The sequence below is a fragment of the Acinetobacter sp. Lyrl_1 genome (assembly GCF_051948795.1).
GTDB classification, from domain to species: domain Bacteria; phylum Pseudomonadota; class Gammaproteobacteria; order Pseudomonadales; family Moraxellaceae; genus Acinetobacter; species Acinetobacter towneri.
In genome coordinates this window covers 1-12263 of sequence record NZ_JAYJLK010000054.1, presented here as the reverse complement: position 1 = coordinate 12263, position 12263 = coordinate 1, and the positions used below count along the sequence as shown (strand labels likewise).

The following is a 12263-nucleotide window of genomic DNA, read 5'->3' as shown; positions in this document are numbered from 1 at the left end:
TTTTTAAATTTTATTCTTTTGCATTGTTATCTTGAAGACTAGATGGCTGATCAGTTGTGATTTACCTGCACGGCTTAAACCAACAACTCCCCCATCAACCATGTCATATAGCGTTCTTTATCCATAAAGTCTGGGGCGCTGCCTGTATCCAAGCAATAATATTGTTGATTAAATTCAATCACAATTTGTTCAGTCTGATGCCAATCTTCAACCAAACGAAAGTGCTGATTAAAGAAGTAACGGTTCTTGCCCCAATTATTTAAATTTTCGAGTTTCGGGTAGTTTTTATTTTCTAAGAATTGCAAATACAGTTGTTGAATATCATCAAAGACTTGAATGCTGTTCATATTGGACCTGCCTAGCTGAGCAATTAAATCAACAGGCACAGTTTAGGCAAGAGATTTGAACGGCAGATGACATTCTTTTGACAATTTGATGTAAGGATTTGCCAGACCTTACAACTTGCTTTCCAGTGCCCGCTGATGCTGCTGAGTGATCTCTTGCATTTGCGTATTGAGCTGCACCATCTCTTGATATACCGCATTAAATTCTTTCAAGGCTGCATCTTCATAGAACATGAAGGTATTGTTTTTGAGCTCCCATTTATTGTTTTTTAAAATTGCAAACAACACATACGCCTTACCCAAATTTTTCTTTTCCAATTCAAATAATGCGTGTCCTTGGTCATTATGGCGGCTTTCTAGCAAAGATTCTGCTAAATGACGGCGCAAATTATGATTGATTTCAAGATTCTCAATCTGCTCCAAAGCCATCGCTTCATGCTGTTCTAAATGTTCCTGATACAGCTCTACCATGGCACGTACTTGCACCAACATGGCTTCGGTATCGGCATAGTCTTGTTTTTTATCTGCAGCAAGTCGTTGAGGATCTAAAAACTGATCCCAATTCAAGGCTTTTAATTCACGTAAATAGCTATTGCGCGCTTCGGCACTTTGCACCATGTGACTCAAGACAAAACTCGCCATAATTTGATAGTCGCCATCTAAACGATTATCTTTTAAGTCAATTTGAATCGGCTTAGACCAATCCTGTGCCTGTACAAAAATTTGTTCGGCTTTTTCATAAATCACATTTTGATAAGCATGCAATTGAGTGACTTGTTTTTGCTGCTGTTGATATTGATAAAACATCCCGCCAAAAATCAGCAGCGTTGCACATCCTATAATTAGCACTATACGTCGCATGCGTGCCCTCTTATTTTTTAGTATTTGCAATATCTTAGCGTGAAGCCTGTCACATTTGTATAGCATTTTATGCTTATTTTCTAATGCAGCCATTAGAATATAGTGAAATAAATCAATTCATTTATGCCTTTATATGATTCTGTATCCATGACGCTATTTGACCAGATGCTCAAAAATAAGTTTAGCATCGCTTTATGCTTTAAATTTTATGTAACATCCCCATCTTAGTAAAAAACAGAATTTGAGATTGTTCATGCGCGTTGATATTTGGTCAGATATTGTTTGCCCGTTTTGCTATATCGGCAAAAAACGTTTAGAGGCTGCTGCTGAAGAAGCAGGTGTAGAATTAGAAGTGCATTGGCACAGCTTTGAACTTGATCCAGATGCGCCACCGCGTCAGGAAGTGTCCAATTCAGAGCGTTTGGCACAAAAATATGGGCGCAGCCTTGCCGAAGTAGAAGACATGCAGCGTAATATTGCCGAAATGGCAAAAGCTGAAGGCATTGACTTTCAATGGGAAAATGCCAACTCTGGCAATACCTTTAATGCCCATCGCTTGGTGCATTTAGCGCAAAGCAAAGGCTTGGGCAGCGAAGCCAAAGAGGCTTTTTTCTATAGCTATATGACTCAAGGTTTGGCAATTGGCGAGCGTGAAACACTAGAAGATGTTGCATCACGTATTGGGCTGAATCCTGTAGAAGTGGATGATGTTCTAGATTCTGACGAATATGCCGACTTTGTAAAATTTGACCAAGAAGTTGCACGTGAACAATTAAACGTCACTGGCGTACCGTTCTTCGTATTTGATCAGCGTATTGCTTTAGCAGGTGCGCAGCCACGTGAAGTCTTTGTGCAAGTTCTGCAAAAAGCCCTTGAAACAGCAAGCGAGCTAGAGCTTGAAGATGCAGCAAGCTGCGATGCAGAACAATGCGATGTATCTGAACCCAAAGCTTAAGATTGAAATACAGACAAGGCTGAATAGTGTTCTTCCGGCTGATTAGACGCACAAAAAAATCCCATTACGGGATTTTTTGTGCTTTTAAAATGGGTCAAAGTTCCAGCTTTGCCCCGCAACCATGCTTCGGTTAGTTGTCATCTTACTATGCTTCGTTAATGAAGCGAGGTGTTATTCAACCAAGAAGCTGATTTTTAAATTGACCCGATACTCCGTGATTTGATTGTCTTTAACCACCACTTTTTGTTCGTTAATCCACGCCCCTTGGACATTTTTAATTGTTTCTGTCACTTTAGCGATTCCAGTCTGAATCGCGTCTTCAAAACTTTTTGTACTGCTTGAATTAACTTCAACTACTTTTGCAATTGCCATGATTTTCTCACTGTCCTTTATCGTTATTGGAATTCCATCATAGATTAAAAAAACCGCATTTTTAGACTGTTTAACCAATCACAGCCAAAACATTACATGATTTCACACTGTCAAAAACTGTCACCATTCACCCGCATTTCAGACTTATCTAAATACAAATTTTGCAGACATCTCAACCATTTAAGCCTACACAAAAAACTAGAGCTAAAACTCTAATATATTGTTTTATATTGCTATTTTTAAAATAATTGCCGAAATGATCATTTTGTAAATTTTAAACTTTGTTATGATTCATGTGAATTTTTTATTTCGTTTGATCTCCCTACGATGTCTATTCTTCTGCCTAGACATTAACACTTTGGATGGATATTCCCATGAATATGTTTAAATCTGTTTTGATGGTTTCACTTTTAGCAATTGCTGCAAATGTATCTGCTCAAATTGTGCATGTACCTGATTTTCCAACTCAAAAAGTGAATACAGAATCGGCTGCATCTGAAGCTGTTGTAAATGAACCAACTTCGCAAAAGGCAGCTTAAGTTACGCGTTTTATCCACTAATTTTAGCTGTATTAATCCCTCCCATTTCTCTCCCCAAACAGCAGTCTAAAGCAGGCTGCTGTTTGTTTTTCTAATGCTAAATTTGCTTTAAATCGTCCATGCAACATCTAAAAACTGTGTTCTACCCAATTGCTAATACTTTTTTGGCACTGCGATTTAAATTTTTTTGATTATTTTTCATATAAAAAGCGCATTTTTTGTCAATAATGTCTAAAAAAGCACAAAAGCTGACAATTTTTAGCATGTATTTTTTAATTAAATCCATATAATTAAAGTGATTTTTTTTCATTGCTATAGCAGATGCCTATGCAACAACTTCAAGCACTTATACAAAGAAAAATTCCACCTCAAGCGATTGAGGTCAGCCATTTAATCGAATTAGCCAAACGCTATCCTCAACCACAATCGGCAGAATATAAATTGATTGAATTGGCTCTGAATATTGTCTTGGCAGATTATTTGGAAAAAGCACAACAACATATTTAAGTATGCATCAATGAATACACTAGAAAAATCACTGTTGATTAAAGAATTACGCGACTTAATTGATGCTTTAACGCATAAAAGACTCAGTCTGTATGAAACAGCCAAAGCCAAAGCACGCATTAAAGAAATTTTTATGCTGTGCGATGAACCGATTTTTCAAAAACAGTTGCTCACATTTAAAGCCTCACAAAATCCAATTCAAACTGCGGTAACTTTTGCAGAACAAAGTTTATATGCACAATCTTTTCGTGGTGTATTTACACAACTTGAAGCACTTGAAACAGCACTTTATCAACAACCTGAAGCAGGCTGGGCGATCTTGTATCAACTGAGAGCTGGTTGGCAAATTTGGTTAATTCCTGCTGCTGACCGCACTGCTTTACTAAGTGAATTTCAAGATTTAGAGCAGGTCTATCGCTGGATGTTGGAACAGCAGCAACAATATCACTGCCTTCAAACCGATGCCGAACTGAAGCAAGCTGCTGTTCTAGAAGCTGCTCAAACTGTAACGATAGAAGCAGCACAAACTCAACCAATTTTTGCCACTGTAGACCCAGAAGAAAATAAAGCTGCAGATCCGCCAATTCAATTTGACTTTATTAGAGACCACATCGCTACAGAAGAAGTTGCCTCGTCTAATACTCAAGTTTTGGACGTGGCTAAAGATGAACTTACAATTGAACCGACAGCAGACCAAACGATCATTTCCAATGCAACATTGGATATAACTCAGCCTGATGCAACGACAATAGATACTGCCCAGATGACGGCTGGCACGCAAAAACCAAGCGTCAACCCAGCTTATAATCTATTGTTAAGCCAATATAGTTGCCCCATTTCTGCGCTCAATCTTAGCCAAAATGAGTCAGCACAGTTGTATCGGGTCTTTTTGCCTGAAGCGCCAGAAGTCACGCAATATGCCGATGTATTGGTGCATTTGTCTGATCCCGAAGAAGATCAGCAACAGGTGTTGGCGCGTACGGTATATTTGGCAGAACAAACCAATACGCAAGGACGCTTTATTAAATATGTGGTACTGCTTGGCGCATTAGATCAAATGCAAGCGATTCGTTTGACTCAAAACTTTTGCCAACAGTTTGAACATGAAATTGCAGCAATACGTGAAATTTCTTGGGAAAAATTACAAGAACATTTATTTGATTTCGATCAGCTTTTTCAATGCTATAGTCATGATGCTCAAATCGTGTGGCAGCAAGAGCATTATTTTCCTTTCATTCCGATACAGCACATTCAAACTACTAAGTTTATTCAGTTTGAAGAAAGTGAAGCACAGAGTCATACCCCTTTGATTTTACTGAAAGAACGACAAAAAATTCGTGTGATTCATGGTCAAAAGCGCTTACAACTGTCCCGTACTGAACAAGCTATACCGCACATTTTATTAGATCGACAACAAGGTATTAGTTGGCAAATGATTCAAAAAGTCATCTCCCAATTACAGCAACCGATTGATGCTTTGCAGTTATGCCAAGCACTTCAAATGTATCAAGAAAAAGAGGTTTCTGCCTAAAAACTGCCGTTTATATTATGATTTTGTAGCCAAGTCTTGCTTTTATCTCATAGATTTTCAACACTAACAAAAATGGCTTAAAGATCAGTAAATAATGTCAAGAATAAAGCACACATCGCCTTTTATATTAAGCTGTCTCTTAAGTGGGGTCGCAGGCATCACTTTTGCACAAGAATCAACTCAAGCAGTGGATCAAGCCCATACGTCACTGCCACCTTATGAATTGCCTGTCGCTCCGCCAAGTGCAGCAGATAAAAACGGTTTTTATTACACGATTCCACGTTGGATTGATGCCACACCGACGGTGTTACCCGAACAATCCAATGAATCCATTGTACCTGCCACCGCAGAAACGGAACATTTAACTTGGTTCGATCAACGTCAAAAAAATATTCGCAACTGGGCAGATAAAACAGCACATAAACTGGATAACTGGTTTGGTGAACCAAGTCCTGAACAGCCTGCCTCAGCCACTTTGCGGGTTTTGGTCGATAGCAGTTGGGATAAGCATAATGAATATGAAGTCAAACCTCGTATTCGCGGGAAAATCAAACTGCCTACGCTTGAAAATAAACTCAGTGTGGTCTTTGGTGATGACTCGCTCGATAACGAATTGCAAAATAACGTCGCCATTACCAACGAAAACCCAGCGCATGATGCAGACAAAACTGTAGACAGCAAACGTAGCCGTGAAGACAACAGTTCTCTGGCATTACGTTGGTCGAACTTTGACGAGCGTCTACCTTTTGAAACAGATGTCGATTTAGGGGTACGTTCTGGCGATGATATTTATCTGCGTTTAAAAGCCTCTAAAGACTGGACTTTGGAAAATGATTTCTCTTTTCATGCCGAACAAATTTATCGTTATGGCATCGACAGTGAAAATTATCTCAGAACCAACTTGGAGCTCACGCACGCACGCCCCAATCAGGCTTTCTTGTCCAATCAATTTAGCCTGACCTATGCCGATGAACAAGATGATGATTTGGTTTGGGACAACTACACCTTTAGACAACATCAATTCTTTGCAGGCAACCGCTTTAACTATGGCATTTATACAGGCGGTTTTTATCACGATGATGACTTACGTTTAAATCGTTGGGGGCCATTTGTCTCTTGGCGTCAACCATTTTTACGTGAATGGTTCTTTATTCAGGGCGATGTCAATTATTTAAATGATGATCGCGCAGATCGTAATCATTATCTCGGTGCTTTAGTGCGTTTAGAAGCCATTTTCTAAACAGGTAACATCTACAATCAAGCCAAATTAAAAAACCAAGTCTTGCGAACAGGACTTGGTTTTTTTGCAAGATGATCTTGCAAGATGACGATGCATTATTTGTACAACGCATCATCGATCATGTTCATGCGAAAGCAGACTTACTTTAACAGTAAGCTATTAATACGTTTCACATATTCCGCTGGGTCTTCAGGCAAGCCACCTTCAGCAATCACAGCTTGATCAAAAATCACATGCGCCAAATCATCAAATTGATTGGAGTCCTGTAATTTTTTCACCAAAGGATGCTCTGGGTTGATTTCCAAAATTGGCTTCATATCAGGTACAGCTTGCCCTGCATCCTTCAACATACGAATCAATTGTGGTGACAGTTCACCTTCACCTGTTACCAAACAAGCAGGGGAATCAACCAAACGTGTAGTCACACGCACTTCTTTGGTTTTACCGCTTAAAGATGCAGACAATTGCTCAACCACAGGTTTAAATTGTTCTGCAGCCGCGTCTAAAGCTTTCTTCTCTTCAGCATCTTGTAGATCGCCTAAATCAACCGCACCTTTAGATACGTTTTGCATTGGCGTGCCATCAAACTCCTGCACAAAGTTCATCGCCCACTCGTCTACGCGTTCTGCCATCAACAACACTTCAATGCCTTTTTTCTTAAACAACTCCAACTGTGGAGAATGCTTTGCTGCGTTCAAGTTGTCTGCCGTAACGTAGTAAATGGCTTTCTGACCTTCTTTCATTCGCGCTTTATAGTCCGCCAATGAGGTACTGATGTCATCATTACTTGAAGTAGCGTAGCGTAATAATTTCAGGATACGTTCACGGTTGCCAAAGTCTTCGCCTAAGCCTTCTTTTAAAACTGAACCAAATTCTTGATAGAATTGCTTAAATTTTTCTTGGTCTTTTTCATCTTCAGACTTGGCTAAATTGTCCAACATGGTCAACACACGACGGGTATTGCCTTCGCGGATGGTTTTCACATCACGGCTTTCTTGCAATAACTCACGGCTCACGTTCAATGGCAAATCGGCGCTGTCCACCACACCTTGTACAAAGCGCAGATAATTTGGAATCAGGTTGTCTGCCTCATCCATAATAAATACGCGCTTCACATACAATTTAATCCCCGCTTTGGCTTCACGAGTAAAAATGTTGTGCGGTGCTTTACTTGGCACATACAACAACTGAGTGTATTCAGTACTGCCTTCAACGCGGTTATGCGCCCATGCCAATGGTGCGTCAAAATCATGACTGAGGTTTTTATAAAATTCGATGTACTGTTCTTCACTAATTTCGTTTTTATTGCGCGTCCACAACGCACTGGCCGAGTTAATTGCTTCCCATTCATCAGTTTTCACATACTGACCTGCTTTCGGCGTTTCACCTTCAGCTGCTTCTTCTTGCTGCCATACTTCTTTCTGCATTTGAATTGGCAAACTGATGTGATCAGAGTATTTATTGATGATCTGCTTAACTTTGTAGCTTTCTAAATAATCCAGTGCATCTTCACGCAAGTGCAGAATAATATCGGTACCCCGTTCTGCTTTGTGAATTTGCTCAACATCAAACTCGCCAGTACCCGCACTGCTCCAACGCACGGCTTCATCTGCAGCCAATCCTGCACGGCGTGATTCCACAGTAATTTTATCTGCCACGATAAAACCTGAATAGAAACCCACACCAAATTGACCAATCAATTGCGCATCGGCTTTTTGATCGCCCGTCAATTTTGACATAAAGTCTTTGGTGCCCGATTTGGCAATGGTACCCAAATGCTCAATCGCATCCTGCTGACTTAAACCAATGCCATTGTCTGAAATGGTCAGGGTTTTCTTGTCTTGATCTAAGCGGATACGCACACGTAAATCTGGATCATTTTCATAATATTCAGGATGGTTGATGCCTTCAAAACGTAATTTGTCGCAGGCATCCGATGCGTTAGAAATCAGTTCACGCAAGAAAATTTCAGGGTTGGAATAAAGAGAATGGGTCACCAAATGTAATAACTGCGCCACTTCGGCTTGGAAACTGTGTTTTTGGCTGTGCTCGCTCATTCATCACTCCTTAAATTCATAAACATGGTTATTGTTGGATGTGTTTATGAATTGGAGTGATTGCCTAATTTTTCAAGCCTAAACCCAGAAAAATTTAAAAAGGTGCACGTTGATAGACCTGATTTAAATGATCCTCTAATTTCTGCTGACGCAAATTATACACTTGGGTTAAACAATCGACTGAAGTACCACAACGATCACGCAACTCTAACCAGCGAAATTGTTCATCACGAATTTGTGAACGTGTCCCCATAGCGACCAAGCGGCTGACGATACGATAGGTGGTTGCCATTTTCACATCGGCATCATTGACCGGACGATGTTCACAAATAGCATGTTCCGTTTGTGTTTTGGCGTTTTCACAAGAAAAACTCGCCGCATGCCCTGCGACACTCAGCATTAAACCAAGACACACAAACCAACCGTATTTGATCAACATGAATTAATTCCTTTTTTTATCGTTCTTTACTTTATCTTTCAGACTGTAAATGAACATGGCATATGCTCTCAATTTTTTCATTCGGTACATTTGTTATTTTTTGCAATAAAAAAAACCCCATCATAAATATGGGGTTGCGCTGATTTTTATTATTATAAAAAGCTACTCTTATGATTAAAATTTGTAGCTATAACCGATGGTGTACACCATTGGGTCGATGTCCAGATCAAACTTTTCAGCTCCTAATGCAGCAGCAGTATCTGCTGTTAAAGTAACTTCAGGACTCAATTGTGCATAACGTGCATCAAAGAATACACCCCAGTTTTTTGCATCGGCTGGCTGGAAGTTAAAACCGATTTGACCTGCAAAACCAAAGTCTTCTTTTACATCTTTAACAACACCTTCTTCATCCCATGCGATAAATGCCGTACCACCGACACCAATGTATGGTGTAAAACGGGTTGAGTTTTTAAAGTGATATTTAGCAGTTAATGTTGGCGGTAAATGCTTAATCTTCGCACCATTATCACCATTCACTAGCACATCATGACTAATTGGTGTCGCCAACAATAACTCAGCAGAGATATTGTCGTTAAAGAAATACTCTACAGATGGTGTAAATGCATATTCATGATCAGCTTCAACATTCACAGGGCCAATTAAAGTATTTAGTGATGTATCAGCTGTTGGAGAAATTACAGAACCTCCAACTTTAACTTGCCATTCACCAGCCATAGCAGAAGCAGACATTCCCATTAATGCAATTAGAGCAACTTGCTTTAACATTTCAAAACCACCTTTAGAATAAAAATCTTAACGCTTAATTAATATTAAACATGACCACTATTAATATGCAACACATATTAAACATAATATTTTAATTATTTTATAAGCTATTCATTATTATATAAATTTATTTTAAATAGACCAAATTACTTGGTTTTAAAACCCGAGTTAATTAATAGAGTTTATATTATTATTTCCCGACTATATTACTCAATTTTATTTAAAAAATATATTAAAAGGTTTATTTAAAATACACCTTATATTTATTTAAAAATTAAAACAAATTTATTTTAAATAGATTAATTCACTCAGGTTTTATATTTTTAAATCACAGAAAATCAATAAAATTATCCAAATTAAATAAAGAGAATTAAAATCATCTTCATTCTAATATTAGAAGTTGATGACAACGAAAAATGGATCATTTTGTTAGAGAGTTTGAATTTTGTATTGGGTTTCAATCGGCAGATGTAAGGATGAACTTGAGGAAGATTCTTCTTGTCGTTTTAGCACGATGCTGCAACGTGCCCAGTCTATTCTGAACACGTGCGCTTAAAAATTTTGGTGATAATTTACAGCACCATCGCTGCAATCCAACCAAAAATCATCAATGGAATATTAAAGTGAATAAAAGTCGGTACCACACTGTCCTTCATGTGGTCGTGCTGCCCATCCATATTTAAACCCGAAGTTGGCCCCAAGGTTGAATCCGATGCTGGAGAACCCGCATCTCCTAAGGCTGCTGCTGTACCAATAATCGCAATGGTTGCTGCAGGGCTAAAACCGAACTGCAAACATAAAGGCACATAAATAATCGCTAAAATAGGCACGGTAGAGAAAGATGAGCCAATCCCCAAGGTGATTAACAAACCAATCAATAACATTAAAAATGCAGCCAAAGCTTTGCTATTGCCAATCCATTCCACCGACGCTTCTACCAAAGCAGGCACTTGATTAGTCGCTTCAATCACTGAAGCGAAACCTTGTGCAGCAATCATAATAAAGCCGATGAGTGCCATCATACGCATACCTGTAATGATCACATCATCTGCTTCTTTCCATTTAAAAATTCCCGCACAGCTTAAAATGGCAACACCGACCAAACCTGCCAGAATCATCGAATCTGAATACAATTGCACCGCCAAGGTTGCAATAATCGCAAACACTGCCATCCACAGCGTAAATTTAGCAATTTGTGGTGCTTGTAAGCTTGACCCTGTTGTGTCTGCATTGAGTTCACTCGAAATGCTTTGGGTACGCTCTACCTGCACATCTTGATAATGTCGAGGCTTACGATAGCTCACAAACAACGCGATCAATAGACCTATGAACATTCCAAATACAGGAATAAACATAGCAGAAGGAATATCTTCATTTTGAATGGCAAAACCATACGGAGCACCAAAGGTGTTGATATTGTGCGCCAAAATATCATTCAGGAAGATTGCACCAAAACCGAAAGGAACAAACATATAGCTGGCAACCAAACCAAAAGTCAGCAAACAAGCCACTGCACGACGGTCTAGGTTTAGATGATTGAAAACACTCAATAAAGGTGGAATCAATACAGGAATAAATGCAATATGTACAGGAATTAGGTTTTGTGAAAATACCGCTGCCAAAGCCACAGTAAAATAAATCAGATATTTAACGCGGTTCTGTACCTTAGTATTACTGCTACCTGTTAAAGTGCGAATCAGCTTATACGCCAATAAGTCTGGCAAACCTGAACGTGCCAAAGCCAAAGCAAATGCACCTAAAATACCGTAAGCAAGAGCAATTTTAGCGCCACCACCTAAACCATTATTAAACGCATCTAAAGTGCCTTGTAAGCCTAAACCAGCCAGTAAACCACCTGAGACTGCACCAATAACCAAGGCAAAAACCACAGGCACACGAGCCAACGACAATCCGAACATGATTGCAATGGCAGCAAGAATTGCGAACATAAGAGATGAAAATTCAAAAAAGAAGCTATTTTATCAGAGATTATGCAGATTGGAGTTGACCAAACATTCAACTCCGACAAGCGTTTCTGATTTAAATTGCTGCAGCATGTGAATTTGCATGACCTAAAGCAAAATCACGGATGGCAGTAGCAACCGCTTGCGGCTGACTAAGAATCGCCCAGTGATTAGCAGCCAACTCCACACGTTGAAAATCATCTACCCAATGCGACATTTCATCAATCAATTCAGCACCCACAAATTGATCACATTTCAAGACAATAGCTTGCACAGGACAAATTGCATAACGTTGACGCGGCTTTAATAAACGTGGGATAAAATTGGCACGATATAAATTGACGCCATAGCGCCCATCTTTGCGGATATTAGGATTGATCGCAATATCTTGATCGCGTTCTAAGCGCATCACTACCTGACGCCATTGTTCAGGTTGAAAGAACTGCCAAACTGTAGGCGCAAGTGCAGGAAGTTGAAAGGCGGCAATATACCAAGATTTACGCATTTGTTTGAAAAATTTAATTTTATTTTCAGAAAACTGCTTACGCATCCAGAACGCTGCATGATCCAAACATGGGCCTGAAATACTACTATAACCCGAATTACGGATAAGAAAAGCCCTTGAAAAAAAGGTAGTTAGAGCCATTTAGAAAGTTACGACACAACCT

Annotated in this window: 12 protein-coding genes and 1 pseudogene; 5 read left to right on the top strand and 8 right to left on the bottom strand. The window is 39.3% G+C overall.

Annotated features, from left to right (window positions below; genetic code table 11):
* Positions 1–74: 74 nt before the first annotated feature.
* Both VF675_RS12550 and VF675_RS12545 read right to left on the bottom strand, forming a co-directional pair.
* Positions 75–347, bottom strand: a complete 273-nt coding sequence (locus tag VF675_RS12550) for a hypothetical protein (RefSeq protein ID WP_004975814.1) — start codon at positions 345–347, stop codon at positions 75–77.
* Between the two features lie 108 nt (positions 348–455).
* Positions 456–1205, bottom strand: a complete 750-nt coding sequence (locus VF675_RS12545; protein ID WP_104852942.1) for a hypothetical protein — start codon at positions 1203–1205, stop codon at positions 456–458.
* A 253-nt stretch (positions 1206–1458) separates the two neighbouring features.
* Between VF675_RS12545 and VF675_RS12540 the strand changes: the two genes are divergently transcribed.
* Entirely contained in the window at positions 1459–2160 is a 702-nt protein-coding gene (locus VF675_RS12540; RefSeq protein ID WP_004975810.1) for a DsbA family oxidoreductase, read from the top strand.
* A gap of 171 nt (positions 2161–2331) precedes the next feature.
* On the opposite strand, the gene VF675_RS12535 is transcribed toward VF675_RS12540, so the two are convergent.
* Positions 2332–2532 carry a dodecin family protein gene (locus tag VF675_RS12535; protein WP_004975809.1) on the bottom strand — a complete coding sequence of 67 codons (201 nt, stop codon included), beginning with the start codon at positions 2530–2532 and terminating at the stop codon, positions 2332–2334.
* A gap of 374 nt (positions 2533–2906) precedes the next feature.
* Between VF675_RS12535 and VF675_RS12530 the strand changes: the two genes are divergently transcribed.
* From VF675_RS12530 to VF675_RS12515, 4 genes are all read left to right on the top strand, one after another.
* Positions 2907–3071, top strand: a complete 165-nt coding sequence (locus tag VF675_RS12530; RefSeq protein ID WP_019836107.1) for a hypothetical protein — start codon at positions 2907–2909, stop codon at positions 3069–3071.
* 327 nt (positions 3072–3398) lie between these two features.
* Positions 3399–3578, top strand: a complete 180-nt coding sequence (locus VF675_RS12525) for a hypothetical protein (protein WP_004975807.1) — start codon at positions 3399–3401, stop codon at positions 3576–3578.
* A gap of 10 nt (positions 3579–3588) precedes the next feature.
* On the top strand, positions 3589–5109 hold the full coding sequence (locus VF675_RS12520) for a hypothetical protein (RefSeq protein WP_440205307.1): 1521 nt from the start codon (positions 3589–3591) through the stop codon (positions 5107–5109).
* 94 nt (positions 5110–5203) lie between these two features.
* A complete protein-coding gene (locus tag VF675_RS12515) occupies positions 5204–6349 on the top strand; it encodes a hypothetical protein (RefSeq protein ID WP_346791968.1) in 1146 nt (381 codons plus the stop codon).
* A gap of 140 nt (positions 6350–6489) precedes the next feature.
* On the opposite strand, the gene htpG is transcribed toward VF675_RS12515, so the two are convergent.
* From htpG to VF675_RS12490, 5 genes and pseudogenes are all read right to left on the bottom strand, one after another.
* Positions 6490–8406, bottom strand: a complete 1917-nt coding sequence (gene htpG, locus VF675_RS12510) for a molecular chaperone HtpG (RefSeq protein WP_179997289.1) — start codon at positions 8404–8406, stop codon at positions 6490–6492.
* A gap of 94 nt (positions 8407–8500) precedes the next feature.
* Positions 8501–8845 (bottom strand): lysozyme inhibitor LprI family protein, encoded by a 345-nt coding sequence (locus VF675_RS12505; protein ID WP_346792080.1) that lies wholly within the window; start codon positions 8843–8845, stop codon positions 8501–8503.
* 174 nt (positions 8846–9019) lie between these two features.
* Positions 9020–9631, bottom strand: a complete 612-nt coding sequence (locus VF675_RS12500) for an OmpW/AlkL family protein (protein WP_180008430.1) — start codon at positions 9629–9631, stop codon at positions 9020–9022.
* Between the two features lie 572 nt (positions 9632–10203).
* A complete protein-coding gene (locus VF675_RS12495; protein WP_440205306.1) occupies positions 10204–11580 on the bottom strand; it encodes a Na+/H+ antiporter family protein in 1377 nt (458 codons plus the stop codon).
* Positions 11581–11671: 91 nt separating this feature from the next.
* Positions 11672–12190: pseudogene (locus VF675_RS12490) on the bottom strand (alpha/beta fold hydrolase); the annotation flags it as partial.
* Between the last annotated feature and the right edge of the window lie 73 nt (positions 12191–12263).